The organism is Anaerococcus octavius (assembly GCF_900445265.1).
GTDB classification, from domain to species: domain Bacteria; phylum Bacillota; class Clostridia; order Tissierellales; family Peptoniphilaceae; genus Anaerococcus; species Anaerococcus octavius.
Genome location: NZ_UFTA01000002.1, coordinates 836,385 through 857,407, shown reverse-complemented (window position 1 = coordinate 857,407; position 21,023 = coordinate 836,385). Strand labels below are relative to the sequence as shown.

Below are 21,023 nucleotides of genomic sequence, written 5' to 3'. Positions count from 1 at the left end.
AGAGGATAAAATGACAGATGTTAGAGTTATAATGGGTTCAGCTTCAGATATTGAAATAGCAAAAAAAGTTACTAAAATATTAAAAAAGTTTGATATTGACTATGAGGTATCAGTAATATCTGCCCACCGTGCTTTAAATGTATTAGAAGATACAATGCAAAAAGATGATGCGAAAGTTTATATAGGAATAGCAGGTATGGCAGCTCATTTGGCTGGAGTTATGGCAGGTATGACTATAAAACCTGTTATAGGACTTCCAGTTGGTGGAAGCAATACAGCAGGTCTAGATGCTTTACTATCTATGGTACAAATGCCAAAGGGAGTACCAGTTGCAACTGTTGCAATAAATGGTGGAGATAATGCAGCCCTTTTAGCAATTCAAATCCTAGCCTTATCAGATGAAAACTTAGCACAAAAACTAAAAGATCATAAAAAAGAAATGCTAGATAAGGTTATCGAAGATGATCAAAATCTTGAGGAAATATAATGGCAAAACTCACATATAAGGATGCTGGCGTAGATAAAGATAAGGGTTACGAAGAAGTAGAGCTTATAAAACAAATTGTAAAAAAAACTCATGGTAAAGAGGTATTAACTGATATAGGTGGTTTTGCAGGAGCCTTTGCACCAGATTTGTCAGAGATTAAAAATCCAGTTTTACTAAGTGGGACAGATGGTGTAGGTACAAAAATAAAGCTTGCTATGCAAATGGATAAACATGATACAGTAGGAATAGATTGTGTAGCCATGTGTGTAAATGATATTATTTGCCAAGGGGCAAAACCATTATTTTTCCTAGACTATATAGCAACAGGTAAACTTAATCCAGAAAAAATGGCAGATTTAGTTAGAGGGGTTTCTGAAGGATGCTTACAAGCAGAAGCTGCCTTAATAGGTGGAGAGACTGCCGAAATGCCTGGTATATATCAAGATGATGATTATGATCTTGCAGGTTTTGCAGTAGGAATTGCAGATAAAGAAAAAATAATTACTGGAGAAAAGTTAAAAGAAGGTGATATAGCCATAGGATTAAAATCATCAGGACTTCATAGCAATGGATTTTCTTTAGTAAGAGCAAGTATGGATCAAGCAAATGTATCCTTAGAAGATAAATTTGATGAAAATCAAAGTATTGGAGAAAAACTTTTAATACCTACAAAAATTTATGTAAAAGATATTAAAAATTTAAATGAAAACATTGATATAAAAGCCATTGCCAACATAACTGGTGGTGGACTTTATGAAAATGTTCCAAGGGTTTTAAAAGATGATTTATCAGTAGAATTTGAATTAAGTGAATTTGAAATAGATCCAATTTTTAAGAAAATTCAGCAATGGGGGGATATAGATATCGAGGAAATGTACCATACTTTCAATATGGGAATAGGAATGGTAGTATTTGTTGATAAATATGATGAGAGAAAAGCCCTAGAATTATTAGGAAATGATGCTGTAAAAGTTGGTCAAGTAGTAAATGGTAATAAAGAAATAAAAATAAACTTATAAGGAGAGAATTATGGAAAAAGTATACACAGGAAAAACAAAAGATGTTTATAAATTAAATGATGAAGAATATTTATTAAAATTTAAAGATGATGTAACTGGAAATGATGGGGTATTTGATCCAGGCGCAAATAGTGTTGGTCTTACTATGGAAGGTGCTGGTCATCAAGCAGTAGCTATGACTAAATTCTTTTATGAAAAGCTAAATGATAAGGGACTTACAACTCACTTTGTATCAGCTGATTTAGATAAAAACGAAGCAGTTGTAAAAAAAGCAGAAGTATTCGGCGAAGGCGTAGAAGTTATAGTTAGATACTATGCGGTAGGTTCTTTTATTAGAAGATATGGAAAGTATATAGAAAACGGTACAAAAATTGATCCATATGTAGAAATTACATTAAAAGATGATGATAGAGAAGATCCACTTATAACTAAAGATGCCCTAGTTCTTCTAAATATTATGACAGAAGAAGAATATGAAGAACTAAAAGATTTAGCATTAAATATTGGAGAAATAGTTAAAGAAGAGTTAGCTAAAAAAGATCTTGACTTATATGATATCAAATTTGAATTTGGTAGATTAGCAGATGGAAAAGTAGCTCTAATAGATGAAATTTCAGGTGGAAATATGAGAGCATACAAAGGTGATCAATATATTGAACCACTTGAACTTGAAAAAATAATGCTTGGATAAGCTTAGGTAAAAAACTTAGTATATATAAATATTATATTTTCGACTTAGCATATATTATTACTGCTAAGTCGAATTTTTTATTTTATCCTAATAAAGTCAATTATAAAAGGAAATCAAATAAAAGAGTAATACTAAATTGAGTTTTTTTATAAAAATTTTCTTTGTACATATAGAATTTATTACGAAAAAGATGCTATCTAATACCATATTTAAAGTTACTTATCAAAAAATAGTTAAATCTAAATTTATTATAAGCAATTATAAAAAAATATTATAGCTTTTTGTTAAAAATAATACTTATTCCATAAAAATTTTTAGAACTTCTATAAGTATGCTAAGAGGTTAAAATACAAATTAGTTACTATTGAACTAAATTTAAAAAGTTATCTTAAAATAAGTAAATAAAGACGTTTTTACTAAATAGGGTATAAGTATATAAGGAAATTAGTATTAAAAATTTATAAGTTGAATTTAAAATAATAAGATTAGCTAGAAAGTGTAGATAAAATGAGAAAATTACAAGATCTAAAAAAACAAGATGAAAATGCTGCTGAGCGTGAAAAACAAATTGTTAAAACCAGTGTAGTTGGGATTATAGCAAATGTAGTGCTTGCAGCTATAAAAGCAATAGTAGGATTAGCATCAAATTCCATTGCAATTATTCTAGATGCTGTAAATAATATATCTGATGCAGGATCTTCCTTAATTACTATAGTAGGAACAAAGCTTGCGGCAAAAGATCCTGATAAGGAACATCCCTTTGGTTATGGAAGAGTAGAATACCTTAGTGCTATGATTATTTCAGTTATAGTTTTGTATGCAGGTATTACATCTTTAGTAGAGGCAATAAAAAAGATTATGAATCCAGTTATACCTACATACACTACACCATCTTTAATTATAGTAGCAGTAGCAGTTGTGGTTAAGGTAGTCCTTGGACGCTATGTAAAAAATGTAGGATTAAAAGTAAATTCTGATTCTCTAGTAAATTCTGGACAAGAAGCTAAGTTAGACTCAATAGTTTCAGCTTCTACTCTAGTAGCTGCAGCTATATTTATATCATTTGGTTTGTCTTTAGAAGCTTATTTAGGTGCTATAATATCAATCATAATTATAAAATCAGGAATTGATATGATAAGAAACACTATATCACAACTTTTAGGGGAAAGGAATGACCCTGAGTTAGCAAGGGAAGTTAGAAAGACCGTAGAAGATTTTCCTGGAGTAGAGGGAGCCTATGACCTAGTTTTAAATAACTATGGACCAGATACATGGAATGGTTCAATACATATTGAAGTTCCAGATACATATACTTCCGATAAACTTGATCAGATGATAAGAGATATCCAGTTAGAAGTTTATTTTAAACATCAGATTATTTTGACAGCTATAGGAGTTTATTCTATTAATACACAAGATCCATATGTTATAGCTATGCATAAGAAACTAAAAGAAATAGTTTTTTCTCACAAATATGTTACGCAACTGCATGGATTTTATGTAGATAAGAGTGAAAAGACAATCAGATTTGATGTTGTTATAAGTCTTGATGCTGATGATAGGCTAAAGATATTTGAAGGAGTAGTAAAAGATGTAGAAAGTAAATTCCCAGAATATGAAATTGAAGCTTTCCCAGATGTGGACTTTACTGGTGTATAAAGTAATTATTCGTAAATAAATAATATTTTTAAAATTACCCTAGGTTATTTAAACAAAGCTACCTAGGGTTTTTAGATTAGTAGTATTTATATTTAATAAATAAAAATTATTATATAGTTTTAAATAATATAGGAATGAGGTTTGTTTAAAAATTAAAGTTGCAGTTAGTGCGTGTTTATTAGGTGAAAATTGTAAGTACAATGGTAGCAATAATTATAATAAAAAATTAGTTAATTTTGTAGAAAGTTATGAAGTTATAGCCATGTGTCCAGAAGTCCTAGGAGGTCTAGCTATACCAAGACCGCCAGCTGAGATTGTAAATGGTCTTGTTAGACAAAAGAATGGAATATCTGTAGATAATGAATTTAAAAAAGGAGCTCAAAAAGCTTTAAATATAATAAAGAAAAATAAAATTGGTTTAGTAATCTTACAATCAAGAAGTCCATCTTGTGGGGTAAACAACGTATATGATGGCTCATTTACTGGAAAACTTATAGAAGGTAAAGGAGCTTTTGCAAGAATTTTAGAGGAAAATAATATTGAAGTTATAGATGTAGAAGATTTATAACTATATATTTTACTTTTAACTATAATACTTATTTTATAAATCTTCTAGGAATTTATAATACTCACGAGTATTTGAATTCTAAGAGTTTTTTAAAAAAGTTAAATGGCTTATTTATTAAATGTAATTTATTTTGATGTGTTTTTAGTTAAATTTTCTATAACTAGGGTATCTAAAATATAGCTGGAATTATTTATAATAAAGATAAATAAATTTATATACTATTAGGAGGAGATATGAAATTAATTGAATTCTCAGAAAATGACCAAGAGCAGCTCAATAAGGGATTATCTACAGCAGTAGTAAGCAATAAGCAAGCAGCAGATAAGATTTTAGCACTTGTTCCAGAAGGTTGGATAGAAAAAATACCCTTTTTTGTAAGAAAACATTCCACAACTAAGACTATAGAAAGAATTGCAGAACAGTATCCTGAACTTTATGCTGTTGCTAAAAAAGAAGGGGAATTGCCAGAAAAAGAGCGCGAAGAACTTAGAAAAATTATTACTGATATTTTCAGTGAAAAGATGGAAAAGCACAACATCAAGTAAATAAAGGAAAGCAATATTATGTTTCTCTTAAATAACTTAGTATTTGATTTTTTATTATTAAATTTAAATTCCTAATATACTTATATTAAGAAAAAATAACTTTAGAATAAAAATATATATTGGAGGAATATTATGAAAATTGCAGTACGCTATTATACAAAAACAGGCAATACTAAAAAGCTTGCAGAAGCTGTTGCAAAAGCCGTTGGAGTTAAGGCTTTACCGATTACTAGCCCTATAAATGAGAAAGTAGATATACTCTTTTTAGGAAATTCTTATTATGCATTTAGCATTGATCCTGAGGTGGTAAAGTTTATCGCTTCCTTAGATAAGGAAAAAGTAGGAAAAATTGTTAACTTTGGCTCTGCGGCTATGCTAAACTCAACACTTAAGAAAGTTAAAAATGAAGCTGATAAGCGTGGGATTCCAGTCGATAAAAGAGAATTTCATTGTAAGGGAGAGTTTAAGGGATTACATAAGGGTAGACCTAATGAAGAAGATTTAAAAGCTGCAAGTGAATTTGCAAAAGAATTTCTTGCCTAGATTCTAAATTATTATGTCAAACTAAAAAAAGTTATTATCTTTTGCTGATAATAACTTTTTTTAATTAAACAAGGATAGACATTTAGGGTATGAATTTAAAAGTCTTTTTATTATAGAAATATGAACTTTATAATTTATTACAAATCATTTGTGAATAAGAAAGGAATTATAATGATTAAATATCAAAATGTATCTATGTCCTATCCGGATAATGGAAAAGTTTTAGATAATTTAAACTTTAATATAGATAAAGGAGAGTTTTTTGTAATAGTCGGTCCTAGTGGTAGCGGAAAAACTACTACACTAAAGCTTATAAATAGATTAAATGAACAAAATGAAGGAGATATTTATTTAAATGATAAAAATATTAAAGAATATACTCTAAGAGAATTAAGGTTAAAAATGGGTTATGTTTTACAAGAAATTGCCCTTTTTCCTAATATGACAGTAGCTGAAAATATAGGTCTTATCCCCGAAATGAAAAAAATGGATAAAAAAAACATTTCTAAAATTACTGATAAACTTTTGCTTGAAGTAGGGTTGGACCCAAAAGAATATAAAAATAGACTTCCTAAGGAATTATCAGGTGGAGAAAAACAAAGAATTGGAATTTTAAGAGCCATAGCTGCAAATCCAGAAGTTCTTTTAATGGATGAACCATTTTCGGCTCTAGATCCTATAAGTAGGACTCAATTACAAGATTTAGTTACTAAAATACATAATGACTATAAGATAACAACTGTATTTGTAACTCACGATATGAATGAGGCAGTAAAATTAGCTGATAGAATATGTATTATGAAAGATGGTAAGATTATTCAGATTGGTACACCAACTGAAATAATAAATAATCCTAAAAATAAATTTGTCAGCCAGTTTTTTGAAAACGAAAGTGAGCTTATAGATGAATAGTTTAATAACAACATTTAATGAAAGAAAAGCAGACTGGCTAATAGCCTTATATGAACACTTAGAAATATCTTTGATTTCTCTAATAATTGCAATTTTGATAGCTATTCCACTTGCAATTATATTATCAAATAAAAAAAGAGCTAATGAAACAATTTTGCAAATAACTGGTATTTTTCAAACTATTCCTTCACTTGCATTATTAGGTTTGTTTATTCCATTGATGGGAATAGGTAAAATCCCAGCTATAACTGCATTAGTTATATATGCATTATTTCCTATTTATCAAGCAACAGTTACTGGATTATCAGAGATTGATCCATCTTTAGAAGAGGCTGCAACAGCTTTTGGTATGACAAAATGGGAGAAATTAAAGAAATTTAAGCTAAGTTTAGCTATGCCTATTATAATGTCTGGGGTAAGAACATCTGCGATTATGATTATAGGAACTGCAACTTTAGCAGCACTGGTCGGTGCAGGTGGTTTGGGATCTTTTATACTATTAGGAATAGATAGAAATAATTACTCATTAATATTAATTGGCGCTATTTCTTCGGCATTATTGGCTGTATTATTTAGTGGATTAATAAAATTATTACAAAATAAAAAGCCTAAAACTATACTTATTACTTTAATAACAGTAACTTTGCTAACACTTTTAAGCCTAACTCCTTTTGGAGCAAAGAGCCCTAAAAAACTAGTAGCTGCAGGTAAGCTTGGAGCAGAACCTGAAATTCTTATTAACATGTATAAGGAATTAATCGAAGATAACTCAGATATAGAAGTGGAACTAAAACCAAATTTTGGGAAAACAAGTTTTTTATATGAGGCTTTAAAATCTGGCAGTGTTGATATTTATCCAGAATTTACAGGTACAATTACTAGCTCACTATTAAAAGAAGATGTTGGAGAAATTTCCAATGATCCCAATGAAGTATATGATCTAGCAAAGAGGAAAATATATGAACAAGATAAATTAGTTCTTTTACCAGCAAGTAAATTCCAAGATACTTATGCAGTGGCTGTAAGAGAAGAATTTGCAAAAGATAATAATATAGAAAAAGTTTCTGATCTAAAAAATGTAGAAGATAATGCACTTGCAGGCTTTACCTTAGAATTTAATGATAGAGATGATGGAAATAGAGGTTTAAAATCAATATATAATTTAGATTTACGAGTAAAAACCATGGAACCAGCTTTAAGATATACTGCAATATCAAATGGATCAATCGATATAACAGATGTATATTCTACAGATAGTCAAATCATTACAAATAAATTAAAAGTTCTAGAAGATGATAAAAAATTATTTCCTCCTTATCAAGCAGCACCCCTTATAAGAGAAGATACTTTAGAAAAATATCCAGAGCTTGAAGAGATATTAGGTAAATTAAAGGGAAAGATTACATCTAAAGAGATGACAGAAATGAATTATAAAGTAGATGTAGAAGGGAAATCTGCTAATGAAGTTGCTAGAGAATATTTAATAAAGGAAAAACTTATAGAAGATAAGGATTAATAGAAAAGTTTATATCAACTTTAGCATTGCAAAGTGTGTGCTTGCGATGATTTTAAATATCCTGTATCTTTATTATATAATATATTTTAAAATTTTGTTGAGGTGAACTATGGAAAACAAATTTTGGTCTCATGATGATCAAGCAGTAGAAGTTACACTAGAATGGGCAAAAAAAAGAACGGTTTCAGGTTCTGACCCAAAAACGACAGCTCATACTGCACAAGAATTAAGAGAAAAAGTAGGACAAACAATCACTGAGAATGGTATAGGTCCTAAAAAAGCCTTAGATATTTTTGAAACTCTAAATAGAGCAACAAGATCTGCAGATGATCCTATGAATTTCGCATATATACCTTGTGCTCCAACAAGAGCTGCAGTTGCATTTGATGAAGTAGTATCAGCAGCAAATGTATTTGGAGGTATTTGGGAATGTGGCGCTGGATCTATATTTGCTGAAAATCAAGTTATAGATTGGATTAAAGAGAATTTAGGCTGGCCAGAAGAAGCGATTGGGACATTTGTTTCTGGTGGTACACATGGTAATCTTTCAGCTCTTGCTTGTGCTAGAGATAATGCAAAAAATAAATGGAAAGATGAAGGTAAATATCCTAATGGAAGACCTAGTGACGGTTATAAATTAATTATTTCAAAAGATACGCATTCATCAGTAAAAACTATTGCAAAAGTTTTGGACGTTGATGTTTTGACCGCTGATACAGATAAAAATGGAGTAATGAGTGGCAAAACTGTTGAAAAACTTATTAAAGAAAATGAAGGGGTATTTGCTGTTGTGGCTACGACTGGTACAACAAATACAGGTTCTATTGACCATATAGAATCTATTTCTAAAGTTTGTCAAAAATATGATATATGGTTACATATAGATGGAGCTTATGGTGGAGCTGGCATTTTAGCACCAAGTGTTAGAGATTTATATAAAGGAATTGAAAATGCGGATTCATTTATAGTAGATCCTCACAAATGGCTATTTGCTCCATATGATTGCTGTTGCTTAGTTTATAGAAGTCCAAAAAATGTCTATAACACTTTTTCTCAACATGCAGAATATCTAGAAGGTGTAGACCATAGTCAATCAAATCCATCAGATATGGCCATTCACTTATCAAGAAGAACGAGAGGGCTTCCTTTATGGTATTCACTTGTTACATATGGTAGCAAAAAATATACAGAAGCCGTTGAACTTTGTATAGAAAATGCTAAAAAATGTGCTCAAGCTATAAAAAATACAGAACACTTAGAATTAGTAATGGAACCTACTTTATCAATAGTAGTATTCAAAAGAAAAGATTGGGAGATTGAAGACTATGCAAGTTGGTCAAATGATTTAGCACTAGATGGAAAGTTATTATGTATACCATCCAGTATTGACGGAGAGGTAATTTTAAGGCTAGCTTTCTTAAATCCAAGTACTGATATTGATAAGGTAATAAAAATTATAATTGAAACAACAAAATAAACATTATTAAAACTTCACTTTAACTAAAGGTGAAGTTTTTTATATAAACTTTTTAACATTTATTTAATAATCAACTGAAAGGGTAAAAATTAAGTAAATGAAAAAGTAAAGAATATTAGTAATTAATGTAAAGTAATAATTTTAATAGGAGTTTTAAAATGATTGAAGAAAAAGTAATTAATAAAGTAGGTGTAATCTATCTAGATAGACCTAAGCTAATAAATGCATTAAATTATGAAACTATAAAAGAGATACATGAAACTTTAGAAAAATGGGAAGACGATGATGGTATAAGAGCTGTTTTATTTGATAGCCAATCAGAAAAAGGATTTTGTGCTGGTGGAGATCTTAAAGAAATTTATAATGAATTTTTAATAAATGACGATTGTGCAGATAAGGATGGATTTTTCAAAATAGAATTTGATTTAGATAAATATGTTAACAATTATAAAAAACCTATAATAAGTCATTGGTATGGTGTAACTATGGGTGGAGGAATAGGATTAACTATAAATTCTGATTTTATAATAGTAGATGAAACAGTGAATTGGGCCATGCCTGAAACTAGTCTTGGCTTTACCCCAGATGTTGGGGTAGGATTTTATATATCTAAATTACCACAAGCTATCGGTCAATATGTAGGACTTTGTGGAGCAAGCTTAGTAGCTTCTGATTTGATAAGTTATAATTTGGCTGATGTATATATAAACTCTAATGATTATGAAAATCTAATATCAAAACTTTGTGACCTATCTAAAAACTATGAATCCAATCAACTAATAGAGCAGTTTAGCAAAGAGTCTAAAAAATTTGAAGTACAGGCTAGTAAGTCGAACATTGATAAAAATATAGAAAAAATTAACAAATATTTTTCTCATTCTAGCATTCAGAAGATATATAGTGACTTAGAAAAACATCTAAACGATTATTTTGCAAAAGAATGCTATAATACACTTAAAGAACATGATCCCTTTATGCTAACTATCCAATTCGAAAAATACTTTGTGTGTAAAGAATTAAGCTATAAAGAAACAATAGATTTAGATCTTAGGGTTATTCAATACGCGATTAATAAAAATTCTATAAAAGAGGGTATCAGAGCTAAGATAATAGATAAGGATAAAAATCCTAATTGGACATGTAGATCCATGGATGATATTTCTATTGAGGAAGTTAAAGATTTATTATCTATTGATAAAACTTATGAAGAAAGAAAATGATAAGAATACTTTATTATTAATTGTATAAGGAATGTAAGGGAGTTATTAGCATTTGTTGCTGTATCTTCCTTATTATATAATGTTAAAATTGATTATTAGCTAAGTAACTACTAATACACTAATTATTTATATTTACTAGCATATATCATTAGGAATATTTATAATTATTGGCTTAATATTATGGATTTTAATCTATACTTAGAAAGTTAATAGTTAAATAAACATTGATTGAGATAATATTTATTTTATATATTGAGGAGATGCTATGTTTAGAGAAATTAGAAGAAGTAAAAATAAAATTACTGATGAAAATATAAAAAATTTGCTTAAAAATGCAAGAATTGGAATCTTTGCTGTAAATGGAGATTGCGGATATCCTTATGCTATTCCCATGAACTTTTTATACGATGAAGGAAATAATAGTATATATATGCACAGTGCAAAAGTAGGTCATAAGGTAGATAGTTTAAGAAACTCGGATAAAGTTTGTTTTACTGTTATTGGAGAGGAGAAAATAAAAGAAGAAGATTGGGCGCCCTTTGTAGAAAGTGTTGTAACTTTTGGTAAATGTAAAAAAGTGGACGATGAAAAACGAGCTTTAGAAATTCTAAAAGAATTTGCAATGAAATATTATCCAAGTGAACACTTGGTTGATGAGCAAATATCAAAAAGTGGGAAAGCTTGTAATATATATGTGATAGATATAGAAGATATAAAGGGAAAGGAAGTAAAGGAAAAATAGTAATATAAAGGCTTGTTTGCTATATAAATTTTAGGGTGAAAATGTAATGACAATATTTAAAAACCAATATCCAATACTAGAATATGATGATAGTGAAAAATCAATAATATTGCCTAATCATGAAAATCTTGAACTTGATCTTCCTAAGAAATGCTTATTCACATTTTTAGCAGATGCTTTAGATAAGTTGGCAAATGATTGTAATGCTCATATAATAGGAACTTTTAATTCTATAAGTAAAATCTATCCTATTTATATAATAAATTATAAAGGAGAAGAAATATGCTTAGTTCAAGCTCCTGTAGGTGCCGCAGCCTCTGCACAAATCTTAGATTGGCTGATCTCCTACGGGTGTGAGCAAATAATAAGCACAGGTTCTTGTGGGGTCCTGGTTGATATTGACGAAAATACATTTTTAGTGCCAACTAAAGCCTTAAGAGATGAAGGGACAAGCTACCATTATCTTCCTCCGTCACGTTTTGTAAATATAAATAAAAAAGCTTTAAAAGTCATAGAAAAAACCTTGATGAGTCACAACTTAAAGTATGAGGAAGTAATAACTTGGTCAACAGATGGATTTTATAGAGAAACTAAGGATATGGTAGAATATCGCATAAATGAAGGTTGCAAAGTAGTAGAAATGGAGTGCTCAGCCCTTGCAGCAGTAGCAGAGTTTAGAGGAGCAGCTTGGGGAGAAATACTATTTACTGCAGATTCTTTGGCCAATGTAGAAAAATATGATCCTAGAGGATTTGGTGGAGATTCCATTGAATACGCTCTAAAACTTAGTTTAGATACTTTGTTAAACTTTGACTGAGTGTAAAATATTATGAATTAAAAAAATAAAATAATCAGATCGAGACGATTCAGAAATTACTGTAAGCTTATGGACAATTAGAGCTGATAGATGTTGGATGGATCTCATTTCTAATAAAAAAGCAATAAGTGTATATACACTAAATATGTTAGATAAAAGGAATTTAAAATGGAAAACATTATATATAAAGAATTTGGTAAAGAATATATAGACCAAATTATAGAAATTTATAAAGAGAATTCTTGGTATGCATATCTTGATGACTTAACAATATTAGAAAAATCAATTGATAATTCTCTCTATATATTGGGAGCATTTGAAAATGATAAACTTATAGGATTTATTAGATGTGTTGGTGATGGATACCATGTTGTGTATATTCAAGATCTTATAATAAGACCTGGTTATTATAGAAGATCTATAGGTAAAAATCTCTATCAAAAAACAAGTTGTAAATTTAAGTATGTCAGGCAATTTTTACTAATTACTGATGCGAATGATAAAGTATCTAATAATTTTTATAGAAAAATGGAAATGATAGAAGGTAATACTGAATATCCAGTACGCACATATATTAGGCAATAAAAGTTTTATTTTGTTGTAGTTTAATTAATAGGGTATTAAAAGAAGAGTGGAATAGAATTAATTAAGAAAGGAGATAACAGTTATGGAAAATCAAAAAAGAATAGCGATTCAAGATACATATGGAGAACGCTTCCAACATTGTTGGGGCTGTGGTTCTAAAAATGATCAGGGTTTGCATTTAAAGTCTTATCCTAGTGAAGATGGTAAAACTTGTATTTGTAAAATAGTACCGGAAGGAAAATATACTGGTGGAGTACCTCAAAATTTATTTGGTGGCATGATTGCTATGATATTTGACTGTCATGGAACAGCTTCTGCAGCTTACTTTAATCACAAAGATAAGGGACTAGAACTTACAGAGAATACAGTTATTAAAAGATATATAACAGCAAGAATAGAAGTGGATTTTAAAAAGCCAGTTCCAATGAATGAAGAAATTATAGTCATAAGCACTTTAGAAGAGCTTACAGAAAGAAAAGCAATTATTAATATGACTATGGAAGTAGCTGGAGAAGTCAAAGCAAAGGCAAGAATGGTTGCAGTAGGCGTTAAAGATAATATGTAAGAAGTATTTATATTTTTTCTTATTGACATTATAATAAAAGAGAAATTTAAGATTAATGAGGATTTTATGAAATTGCATACTGGAAATTTATATTGGCCAGCTAATACTGAGCCTATTTCGTTAAAAATTGACAATAATATTAGAGAAAAATCCGATATTTTAGTTGTTGGTTCTGGAATGTCTGGAGCTTTAGCTTCCTATGAACTTTCTAAAAATGGATACAAAGTAACTTTAATTGAACAAAATAGGATTGCTTCTGGCTCAACTTCTGCTAATACTGGTCTTATTCAGTATATGTCTGACCAAGGAGTTAAAAAATTTAGTGAACAAATAGGTATAGAAAACGCTGTGAAATTTTATAATCAATCTAAAGAAGCTGTCAGTGATTTAAGTGCAATTGAAAACGACTTATTTGTTATAAATCAAAAAAACTTTAAAAAAAGTGATAGTTTAATACTTGCTACAGATAAGAAAAAAATTGACGATGTAAAAGATGAAACAAAGCTGCAAAAAGAAATTGGCTATGACGTTAATTATGTAGATAGGCAAGAATTAGAATCTTATAATATAAGTGCTTATGGTGGTTTAAAATGTGGACCAGATATAAACTTAAATCCATATGACTTTGTACTTAGACTTTTAAAAACTTTTTGTGAAAATTATGATTTACAAATAGTTGAAGGTGTTAGATTTATAGAAGCTATAAATAAAAATGGTGAAAATATAGTAAGTCTAGAAATAGCAGGTGAAATAATTAAAAAATCCTACAAAAAAATCATCATTGCATGTGGTTATAATCCACCACATCAATTTCAAAAAAACTTACAAAAGGTAGAAATGTATAAAACCTACGTTGCAGTAAGTCAGTCTATAAAAATAAAAGATGAAGAAGATTTATTAATATGGGAAGTCAAAGATGCTTATACTTATTTAAAAAAACATTTGATAGTAGACTAATGATAGGTGGATTTGATGAAAAATCAAATAAATTAAAAGAAAAAGATGCTACAAAGTATAAAAATGACTTGATAAAAGGTGCAAACTCTATGTTTGTAGATAAAAAAGACTTAAAAGCTGATTACTCTTATGCAGCATTATTTGGTATTAGTAAAGATGAACTCCCATATATGGGAGTAGATCCCGAAAATAAGGACATATTTGTAGTCTGTGGAGTAGGCGGGAATGGAACTGTTTATTCAAAAATAGCTTCCACTATGATTATAAAGTGGATAAATAATGAAAATTTAGAAGATTATGAAAGTTATAAATTAGGAAGATAAGATAAATATGATTAGAGAAGAAAGCAAAAAAAATGCTCTAGTTTTAGCTCGTATGGCTGTTAAAGTTTGTATAGTGAGATTCGGTAAATGAACTTTAAAAGGAATTTGAAGAAATGACTGATGATCCAAACAGTGTATGTTACATAAAATGTGTGGATAATATAGTCATTGGATTTGCTAATACTGCTTTAAGATTTGACTATGTAGAAGGTTGCCAATTATCACCTGTTACTTATCTTCAAGGAATCTTTGTAGAAAAATCTTATCGTAAAAATCATTATGGAAAAGAATTGGTATAAGCTTGAGAAAAGTGGGTAAAAAATGAAAAATAAATGAGTTTGCAAGTGACTGTATGCTAGATAATAAGGATAGCCTTGCATTTCATTTATCAATAGGATTTTTAGAAATCAGTAGAATAATATGCTTTAAAAAAGATATATAATAAAAATCAGGGGGATATTATGGATAACAAAATGGGAACATGGATATCTGTAGGAATAGTACTTGGAGCAGGGGTTGGTTCAGCTAGAGGAAATATACCAGTAGGTATTGGAGTAGGACTTATCTTAGGAGTGGTTGGAGGTCTAGTGAGTTCCAAACAAGAAGATAAAAATAAAAAGGCATAGGCCTTTTTTTATTTGACAAATGACACAGTGTCATCTATAATCGTTTTATGACACAGAGTCATTAGAAAGGAAATAGATTTGCCTAAAGCTACTTTTTATAATTTAGATGAAGAAAAAAAGCAAAATATTACAAATGTTTTAATTTCAGAATTTTCTCAGAAGCCTTATTCAGAAGTAAATGTTAAAACTATTGTAGAAAGGCTGGGGATCGCTCGTGGAAGTTTTTACCAATATTTTAATAATTTAGAAGATAGCTATTTTTATATATTAGATAATAAAACTTATGATATACATATACTTTTTATGACTACTTTAAAAAATAATAAAGGTGATGTAAGTAAATCTTTGGAAGAATTTGGAAATGATATTGCAGAAATTATTTTTCGAAAAGAAGTTTATAAATTATATAAAAATAGATATTTGTATTGGGATGAAAGTTTAAATGCTAATTGGGAACACACTCATAAAGATTTTAAAAATGCTTTTAATGAGGCTTTAAATATGGGAGTGGATGAAGAAAAAATATTTTTCTTTAGAGCTGTGGTACATAGTCTTATTGAAAGAAATTATAGAGAAGAATGGGATAGAGAAACTTTTTTAGAAAAATATAGAATCCATATTGAATGGATTAAAGGAGGTATTTTTAATGAAATTAGGTGAAAGTATATTTGATATTAGTTATTTAGTTTTAGTTATAAGTTTGGGATTGAGATTGATTTTTGAAGACAACAGACAAGCAAAGTTATTTGCAATTATGGCAATGATTTTAGGAATAGGTGATAGTTTTCACTTGATTCCACGTGTGATTTCACATTTGAGTCCTGGTGGATTAGAAGCAAATGTTAGTGCTCTTTCCTGGGGGAAATTCGTAACGAGCATTACTATGACCATTTTTTATATTTTGTATTATTATTTTTATAGAAATCAAAGTAAAGACTATGATAATAAAAAGAAATTTTTGGTTTATATTCTAGCAACAATTAGAATATTATTTACACTTATGCCGCAAAATAACTGGGGAAGTGCAAATGAGCCATATGCATGGGGCATATACAGAAACATACCATTTTTAATTTTAGGAATATTTTTGATAATTTGGTCATACAGAGAAAAAGAAAAACCTGGCTTAAAAAATATGTGGTGGCTAATATTACTAAGTTTTGCTTTTTATATACCTGTAGTATTATTTGCAGACAAGTATCCAGCGATTGGTGCTTTGATGATGCCAAAAACTATTGCTTACTTATTTATTGTTATATTAGGATATAAATATTTTACAAAAGAATTTAATAAAAGCTCAATTTTAGCATTATCTATAACTTTAGCAATTTTAGGAATATTTTCTGGTGCATTTTCTAGAAAATTTACTAAATATTATGGATTTTTTGATCCGACTTATTTAAAATTAGTTCATACTCACATTCTAACTCTTGGTTTTTTAACTTTACTTGGTATATATTTGATAGTTAGAAATTATGATGATGAAAAAATTATTGAGATTAGCAAAGCATACTATACATATATAATAGGTTTTACCATTTTTATTGTAACCATGATTTTAAAAGGCATTTATACTATCGTATCTGACGGCAAAGAAACTATTAGTTTAAGTGCAATTTCAGGTATTTCAGGTCTTGGTCATACAATATTAACTATTGGAATAATATGGCTTATGTATAAGATTTTTAAGCTTGAAAAAGAAAATTTACTTTTAAGAAGAAAATAAAAATTAAAAAAGGATTAGCTATCAATTGATAACTAATCTATTTTTAGTCTACACATTTAAAACCTATTGTATTTATACTAGGATAGTTATTTATAATTACATTTTTTTCTTTACTTATATAATCAAAAATTAGTTGAGGAATTTCTTGAGATGATTCCCATATAACTTGTGAACCATCTAAGACTGGAAAGTCACCTCCACCTATGGCTCTGTAGTTATTTGTAGCAAATATAATTATTTCATCATCAGTTATTTGATGACCCTTATAGATCGCACTTATCAATCTATTTCCTTTTTCTTTTGAATAATCGTAAGTATAGTTAACTCCAGAATAAATATCATAATTATAAATAAAATATTCTGGATTATGAACAAGTTTTCCTTCTTCATCTATCATAAAATAATTTGAGTTATACTCAAGTATTTGCTTAAATTCTTTGCCTCTAACTTTTATCTTCATTAAAGTATTATTAAATCTATAGTTTGTAATTATATCTCTCATAGTTACATTATAAGGTATACCTTTGGCTTCTTTAGAATAAATAGCTACACTTGCTATATCGGTATTTGTATATGACATTTGAATTTGATTTATTAAATCAATATAGGGGTGTCCAGAAATTTGTGCTATATTTACAGTATCTATAAGAGCAGATGGTGATATTTGCCCGCATTTTTGACTCAAATATTTGTTAACTTTATACATATCGTCTTGAATAAAATTTTCTATTTTTTCGCTTGCGGAAACTTCTTTTAGATCTTTTAGCTCTACTTCTTTTTTTATTATATTTTTATTTTCATCAATATATAGGGTTATCTCAGATACTTTGCTAGCTGCAAATCCAGGCTGAGCAACAGCTATATTGTTATAAATACCCGATATTTCTTTATGAGCATGACCAGTTAGAAACACATCAAAGTCTAGATTAGAATATAGCAATTCATAACCTTCATTTTCACCAGTTTGAGCTGTAAGTTCTAGTCCTGTTTCTATATCTTTAGCAAATCCTCCATGATATGAAACTATAACAATATCACACTTTTCTTCATTTTTTAGAATAGGAAGATAATACTTTGCAGTTTCTAGAGCTGATTTAAATGACAAACCCTTTATATTTTCTGGGCGTTCCCAGTGAGGAATATATTGAGTAGTAAGTCCTAATATTCCAATTTTAATATTTTCAATATTTTTTATAATATACGGTCTAATATCTAAAAAGCTATTTTTATCGATTGTATTTGCTGATAAAACTGGGGCGTATAGGTAGTTTATATATGATTTTAAATAATCTTGCCCATAATTAAAATCATGATTTCCTAAAATAACTGCATCTGGATTTAACAGGTTATATACATATGCTAGATTTTTAAGATCATTATTATTTTTATAAAATGTACCTAGAGGTGATCCTTGTATACTATCTCCATTATCAATATAGATAACATTTTCATTTTCTCTTTTAATTTCATCTATATACGTTTTTACTTTTGAAAGAGAATGATTTTCGTATTTGTTAGGATTAGTAAATGATTTTGTTGATACATAAGCGTGTATATCACTTGTTTCTAATATAGTTATTTTCATAAAAATCTCCTATATGCCATAGGCAAGTTTTTTTCTGATTCTTGTTGATAGTAGTTCTACAACTAAGACTAATAACATTAGTGAAAGCAGTATTACTCCAACTTCATTCCACCTATAAGCATTTATAGCAAATATAAGTGGGGCGCCTATACCGCCAGCTCCAACTAAACCAAGAGTCGTAGCGTCACGTATATTCATATCAAATCTATAGATGATAGTAGATAAGAAACTTGCAAAAAGTTGTGGTAGGATTCCAAATCTTATTTTTCCCCAAGTATTTATTCCGAGTGATTCAAATGCTTCAAGAATATCTGTATCGATATCAGCGATTGTTTCTTGGAATAATTTTGTAAGCATACCTATAGATGTAAAAGTCATAGTCATAACACCGGCAAAAGGCCCAGGACCTGTAACTCTTATAAACATCAAACCATATACAATTGCAGGTATTGTTCTTATTAGTAAAATAAGCAGTTTGAATATTTCTGCAATAATTCTTGGAACAATATTTGCAGAAGATAAAAATGCCAGAGGCAAGGAAATCAAAGCTCCAATTAATGTTCCTACAAAGGCTATGCAGATTGTTTCAAAAATCAAATACCATAAACTTCCTGAAGAAAAATCACTTAGTAATGTCATATCTGGATGTATAATTCCACCTAATATAGATTTTACAACATCTGAACCTTGGTTGCTAACTTTTGAAAAATCCATAACTCCTGATGACCAAAATAGGAGGGTAATGCTTATTATTGTAAGAATTGTACGAATAATTTTATAGTTAGGTTCTTCATTTAAAACTTTTTCTATTTTTTTATCCATTATTTCCTCCTAAGATAATTTCTTTCTAATTGTTCTAGAAATTAATTCTATGATAAAAACTGTAATAACTAGGGCAAATAGTATGGTTCCAACTCTGTTATAATCACGCCAACCTATATTTTCATTTATTAATAATCCTAAGCCACCAGCACCTACATAACCCAAAATTGATGCATAACGTACATTGCCTTCAAAGTTAAATAAAGCAGTAGATAGGTAAGTTGGCATTATTGATGGAATAATACCTTTAAAAAATGCCATAGCTTTTGTATAACCTAAAGAAATCATAGCTTCATATGCACCTAGATCTTGAGTTTCTATTTCTTCATACATTAATTTACCAACATAGGCAAAGGAAAAAATAAAAATTGCAAATGTACCTGCTAGAGTTCCTAAGCCAAAAACGTAAGTTGCGATTAAGGCAATAACTAGTGTAGGTAAAGTTCTTAAAATTGTAAACATTAATTTAAATAACCAATTAATAAATCTATTATTTACCATATTTGATGCTGCTAAAAAAGCTGCTGGTAAGGCTAATAAAGCTCCTAAAAAAGAACCAAAAAGTGACATTTTTATAGTATCTATAGTAGGTCCTATAACTTTTGGCAGATAATCCCAATCTGGATTAAATATATCTTTTAAAATAACTGTTAAATTGCGACTATTTTTTGCAAGTAAGGATGAATCATAACCTGTAACCCTTAAAGCTATAATAAGAAAAACAAGGAGTAGGAGAGAAATCAAAAGGGCATCTGATTTTTTTTCTTCAACTACTTTTCCATTTGATAAGGTAATAGACTTTGCTCTAAAAAACTTATTCATGGCTTACTCCACAACTATATCTTTTGGATCTTGACAATAAATATTTCTAATAACATTGTCATTTACCTCTGATGGGTTACCATCAAATGTTAGTTTACCTTTTTTTATACCAAGTATCCTATCAGAATATTCAAGAGCAGTTTCTACATCGTGTATATTTATTATTACTGTTATCTCATATTCTTTATTTAACATTCTAAAATAATTCATAACCTGGCGGCTAGAAACTGGATCAAGACTTGCAATTGGTTCATCAGCCAAAATTATTTTTGGATTTTGAACGATAGTACGTGCAAGTGCTACTCTTTGTTTTTGCCCACCTGAAAGAGCATCTGTACGTGAATAAGCTTTATCAAGTATATCTACACTGTCTAAAGCTTCTAAGGATTTTCTTTTCATATCTTTGGTATATATACCAAATAGTTTTTGAAAAAAATTTAGATCTGGTACAAAAGTAGAAAGCACATTTTTTTGAGCAGTAGTTCTCTCTACTAAATTGAATCCTTGAAAAACCATGCCTATAGTACGACGGTAATTACGTAAGTCTTGACCTTTAAGTTTTGATACATCCTTACCATCTACTATCAACTCTCCACTAGAAATATCATGCATTTTATTTATAGTACGAATTAGAGTTGATTTGCCTGCACCTGAAGATCCGATTATTGAAACAAATTGACCATCGGGAATAGTTAGATTTATATCTTTAAGAGCTAAAAAACCACCATCATAAATTTTTGAAACATTTTTAAATTCTATCATTAATATATTCCTTTTATTATTAAAAAATAAGACCTAAAGCCTTATATGGCATAG

At 29.0% G+C, this 21,023-nt stretch carries 25 protein-coding genes; 21 read left to right on the top strand and 4 right to left on the bottom strand.

Annotated features, from left to right (window positions below):
• The first annotated feature begins 10 nt into the window (after positions 1-10).
• The 21 genes from purE (at position 11) to DY249_RS04255 (ending at position 16,978) form a co-directional block, all read left to right on the top strand.
• Complete coding sequence (gene purE, locus DY249_RS04355) at positions 11-487, top strand: 5-(carboxyamino)imidazole ribonucleotide mutase (protein WP_115595305.1); 477 nt, start codon at positions 11-13, stop codon at positions 485-487.
• The gene (gene purM, locus DY249_RS04350; RefSeq protein ID WP_115595304.1) at positions 487-1,506 is read left to right on the top strand and encodes a phosphoribosylformylglycinamidine cyclo-ligase; all 1,020 of its coding nucleotides are present in this window, start codon (positions 487-489) and stop codon (positions 1,504-1,506) included. Before purE ends, purM begins: the two co-directional genes overlap by 1 nt.
• A 10-nt stretch (positions 1,507-1,516) precedes the next feature.
• The gene (locus DY249_RS04345) at positions 1,517-2,197 is read left to right on the top strand and encodes a phosphoribosylaminoimidazolesuccinocarboxamide synthase (protein WP_101540434.1); all 681 of its coding nucleotides are present in this window, start codon (positions 1,517-1,519) and stop codon (positions 2,195-2,197) included.
• A gap of 507 nt (positions 2,198-2,704) precedes the next feature.
• Positions 2,705-3,856 carry a cation diffusion facilitator family transporter gene (locus DY249_RS04340; RefSeq protein ID WP_115595303.1) on the top strand — a complete coding sequence of 384 codons (1,152 nt, stop codon included), beginning with the start codon at positions 2,705-2,707 and terminating at the stop codon, positions 3,854-3,856.
• Positions 3,857-4,007: 151 nt separating this feature from the next.
• Positions 4,008-4,424: a 2-thiouracil desulfurase family protein gene (locus DY249_RS04335; RefSeq protein WP_115595302.1), complete on the top strand. Its 417-nt coding sequence runs from the start codon at positions 4,008-4,010 to the stop codon at positions 4,422-4,424.
• Between the two features lie 233 nt (positions 4,425-4,657).
• The gene (locus tag DY249_RS04330; RefSeq protein ID WP_115595301.1) at positions 4,658-4,969 is read left to right on the top strand and encodes a hypothetical protein; all 312 of its coding nucleotides are present in this window, start codon (positions 4,658-4,660) and stop codon (positions 4,967-4,969) included.
• Between the two features lie 132 nt (positions 4,970-5,101).
• Complete coding sequence (locus DY249_RS04325; protein WP_115595300.1) at positions 5,102-5,512, top strand: flavodoxin family protein; 411 nt, start codon at positions 5,102-5,104, stop codon at positions 5,510-5,512.
• A 171-nt stretch (positions 5,513-5,683) separates the two neighbouring features.
• Complete coding sequence (locus DY249_RS04320) at positions 5,684-6,424, top strand: ABC transporter ATP-binding protein (RefSeq protein WP_115595299.1); 741 nt, start codon at positions 5,684-5,686, stop codon at positions 6,422-6,424.
• Entirely contained in the window at positions 6,417-7,940 is a 1,524-nt protein-coding gene (locus DY249_RS04315; protein WP_115595298.1) for an ABC transporter permease/substrate-binding protein, read from the top strand. Before DY249_RS04320 ends, DY249_RS04315 begins: the two co-directional genes overlap by 8 nt.
• Before the next feature lie 109 nt (positions 7,941-8,049).
• A complete protein-coding gene (locus DY249_RS04310) occupies positions 8,050-9,417 on the top strand; it encodes a pyridoxal phosphate-dependent decarboxylase family protein (protein WP_101540441.1) in 1,368 nt (455 codons plus the stop codon).
• A 158-nt stretch (positions 9,418-9,575) separates the two neighbouring features.
• Positions 9,576-10,637 carry an enoyl-CoA hydratase/isomerase family protein gene (locus DY249_RS04305; RefSeq protein ID WP_115595297.1) on the top strand — a complete coding sequence of 354 codons (1,062 nt, stop codon included), beginning with the start codon at positions 9,576-9,578 and terminating at the stop codon, positions 10,635-10,637.
• Positions 10,638-10,902: 265 nt separating this feature from the next.
• Positions 10,903-11,379, top strand: a complete 477-nt coding sequence (locus DY249_RS04300; RefSeq protein WP_115595296.1) for a pyridoxamine 5'-phosphate oxidase family protein — start codon at positions 10,903-10,905, stop codon at positions 11,377-11,379.
• 46 nt (positions 11,380-11,425) lie between these two features.
• Positions 11,426-12,196 (top strand): nucleoside phosphorylase, encoded by a 771-nt coding sequence (locus DY249_RS04295; protein WP_115595295.1) that lies wholly within the window; start codon positions 11,426-11,428, stop codon positions 12,194-12,196.
• A 168-nt stretch (positions 12,197-12,364) separates the two neighbouring features.
• On the top strand, positions 12,365-12,781 hold the full coding sequence (locus DY249_RS04290) for a GNAT family N-acetyltransferase (protein ID WP_245943512.1): 417 nt from the start codon (positions 12,365-12,367) through the stop codon (positions 12,779-12,781).
• Positions 12,782-12,863: 82 nt separating this feature from the next.
• Positions 12,864-13,346, top strand: coding sequence for an acyl-CoA thioesterase family protein (locus tag DY249_RS04285; protein ID WP_115595294.1), 483 nt, complete (start codon positions 12,864-12,866; stop codon positions 13,344-13,346).
• Positions 13,347-13,412: 66 nt separating this feature from the next.
• Positions 13,413-14,303, top strand: coding sequence for an NAD(P)/FAD-dependent oxidoreductase (locus DY249_RS04280; RefSeq protein WP_115595293.1), 891 nt, complete (start codon positions 13,413-13,415; stop codon positions 14,301-14,303).
• Positions 14,249-14,626, top strand: coding sequence for an FAD-dependent oxidoreductase (locus DY249_RS04275; RefSeq protein ID WP_115595292.1), 378 nt, complete (start codon positions 14,249-14,251; stop codon positions 14,624-14,626). Before DY249_RS04280 ends, DY249_RS04275 begins: the two co-directional genes overlap by 55 nt.
• A 113-nt stretch (positions 14,627-14,739) precedes the next feature.
• Positions 14,740-14,925 carry a GNAT family N-acetyltransferase gene (locus DY249_RS09245; RefSeq protein WP_218565044.1) on the top strand — a complete coding sequence of 62 codons (186 nt, stop codon included), beginning with the start codon at positions 14,740-14,742 and terminating at the stop codon, positions 14,923-14,925.
• Between the two features lie 162 nt (positions 14,926-15,087).
• Positions 15,088-15,252 carry a glycine zipper domain-containing protein gene (locus DY249_RS04265; protein ID WP_218565043.1) on the top strand — a complete coding sequence of 55 codons (165 nt, stop codon included), beginning with the start codon at positions 15,088-15,090 and terminating at the stop codon, positions 15,250-15,252.
• A gap of 78 nt (positions 15,253-15,330) precedes the next feature.
• A complete protein-coding gene (locus tag DY249_RS04260) occupies positions 15,331-15,912 on the top strand; it encodes a TetR/AcrR family transcriptional regulator (RefSeq protein WP_101540447.1) in 582 nt (193 codons plus the stop codon).
• The gene (locus DY249_RS04255) at positions 15,899-16,978 is read left to right on the top strand and encodes a DUF2871 family protein (RefSeq protein WP_115595291.1); all 1,080 of its coding nucleotides are present in this window, start codon (positions 15,899-15,901) and stop codon (positions 16,976-16,978) included. The genes DY249_RS04260 and DY249_RS04255 overlap by 14 nt, the downstream gene beginning before the upstream one ends.
• 43 nt (positions 16,979-17,021) lie before the next feature.
• Here DY249_RS04255 and DY249_RS04250 read toward each other — a convergent pair whose 3' ends face one another.
• From DY249_RS04250 to phnC, 4 genes are read right to left on the bottom strand one after another with little or no spacing between them, the layout of a single operon-like run.
• Positions 17,022-18,563: a bifunctional metallophosphatase/5'-nucleotidase gene (locus DY249_RS04250; RefSeq protein WP_101540449.1), complete on the bottom strand. Its 1,542-nt coding sequence runs from the start codon at positions 18,561-18,563 to the stop codon at positions 17,022-17,024.
• A gap of 9 nt (positions 18,564-18,572) precedes the next feature.
• A complete protein-coding gene (gene phnE, locus DY249_RS04245; protein ID WP_101540450.1) occupies positions 18,573-19,385 on the bottom strand; it encodes a phosphonate ABC transporter, permease protein PhnE in 813 nt (270 codons plus the stop codon).
• Between the two features lie 9 nt (positions 19,386-19,394).
• The gene (gene phnE, locus DY249_RS04240) at positions 19,395-20,207 is read right to left on the bottom strand and encodes a phosphonate ABC transporter, permease protein PhnE (protein ID WP_115595290.1); all 813 of its coding nucleotides are present in this window, start codon (positions 20,205-20,207) and stop codon (positions 19,395-19,397) included.
• Between the two features lie 3 nt (positions 20,208-20,210).
• On the bottom strand, positions 20,211-20,969 hold the full coding sequence (gene phnC, locus DY249_RS04235) for a phosphonate ABC transporter ATP-binding protein (RefSeq protein ID WP_115595289.1): 759 nt from the start codon (positions 20,967-20,969) through the stop codon (positions 20,211-20,213).
• Positions 20,970-21,023 lie beyond the last annotated feature (54 nt).

Bases quoted from the DNA above. Each gene is read 5' to 3' on its own strand.
- purE (WP_115595305.1), top strand. From the start codon at position 11: ATGACAGATGTTAGAGTTATAATGGGTTCAGCTTCAGATATTGAAATA.
- purM (WP_115595304.1), top strand. From the start codon at position 487: ATGGCAAAACTCACATATAAGGATGCTGGCGTAGATAAAGATAAGGGT.
- DY249_RS04345 (WP_101540434.1), top strand. From the start codon at position 1,517: ATGGAAAAAGTATACACAGGAAAAACAAAAGATGTTTATAAATTAAAT.
- DY249_RS04340 (WP_115595303.1), top strand. From the start codon at position 2,705: ATGAGAAAATTACAAGATCTAAAAAAACAAGATGAAAATGCTGCTGAG.
- DY249_RS04330 (WP_115595301.1), top strand. From the start codon at position 4,658: ATGAAATTAATTGAATTCTCAGAAAATGACCAAGAGCAGCTCAATAAG.
- DY249_RS04325 (WP_115595300.1), top strand. From the start codon at position 5,102: ATGAAAATTGCAGTACGCTATTATACAAAAACAGGCAATACTAAAAAG.
- DY249_RS04320 (WP_115595299.1), top strand. From the start codon at position 5,684: ATGATTAAATATCAAAATGTATCTATGTCCTATCCGGATAATGGAAAA.
- DY249_RS04315 (WP_115595298.1), top strand. From the start codon at position 6,417: ATGAATAGTTTAATAACAACATTTAATGAAAGAAAAGCAGACTGGCTA.
- DY249_RS04310 (WP_101540441.1), top strand. From the start codon at position 8,050: ATGGAAAACAAATTTTGGTCTCATGATGATCAAGCAGTAGAAGTTACA.
- DY249_RS04305 (WP_115595297.1), top strand. From the start codon at position 9,576: ATGATTGAAGAAAAAGTAATTAATAAAGTAGGTGTAATCTATCTAGAT.
- DY249_RS04300 (WP_115595296.1), top strand. From the start codon at position 10,903: ATGTTTAGAGAAATTAGAAGAAGTAAAAATAAAATTACTGATGAAAAT.
- DY249_RS04295 (WP_115595295.1), top strand. From the start codon at position 11,426: ATGACAATATTTAAAAACCAATATCCAATACTAGAATATGATGATAGT.
- DY249_RS04290 (WP_245943512.1), top strand. From the start codon at position 12,365: ATGGAAAACATTATATATAAAGAATTTGGTAAAGAATATATAGACCAA.
- DY249_RS04285 (WP_115595294.1), top strand. From the start codon at position 12,864: ATGGAAAATCAAAAAAGAATAGCGATTCAAGATACATATGGAGAACGC.
- DY249_RS04280 (WP_115595293.1), top strand. From the start codon at position 13,413: ATGAAATTGCATACTGGAAATTTATATTGGCCAGCTAATACTGAGCCT.
- DY249_RS04275 (WP_115595292.1), top strand. From the start codon at position 14,249: ATGGGAAGTCAAAGATGCTTATACTTATTTAAAAAAACATTTGATAGT.
- DY249_RS09245 (WP_218565044.1), top strand. From the start codon at position 14,740: ATGACTGATGATCCAAACAGTGTATGTTACATAAAATGTGTGGATAAT.
- DY249_RS04265 (WP_218565043.1), top strand. From the start codon at position 15,088: ATGGATAACAAAATGGGAACATGGATATCTGTAGGAATAGTACTTGGA.
- DY249_RS04255 (WP_115595291.1), top strand. From the start codon at position 15,899: ATGAAATTAGGTGAAAGTATATTTGATATTAGTTATTTAGTTTTAGTT.
- DY249_RS04250 (WP_101540449.1), bottom strand. From the start codon at position 18,563: ATGAAAATAACTATATTAGAAACAAGTGATATACACGCTTATGTATCA.
- phnE (WP_101540450.1), bottom strand. From the start codon at position 19,385: ATGGATAAAAAAATAGAAAAAGTTTTAAATGAAGAACCTAACTATAAA.
- phnE (WP_115595290.1), bottom strand. From the start codon at position 20,207: ATGAATAAGTTTTTTAGAGCAAAGTCTATTACCTTATCAAATGGAAAA.
- phnC (WP_115595289.1), bottom strand. From the start codon at position 20,969: ATGATAGAATTTAAAAATGTTTCAAAAATTTATGATGGTGGTTTTTTA.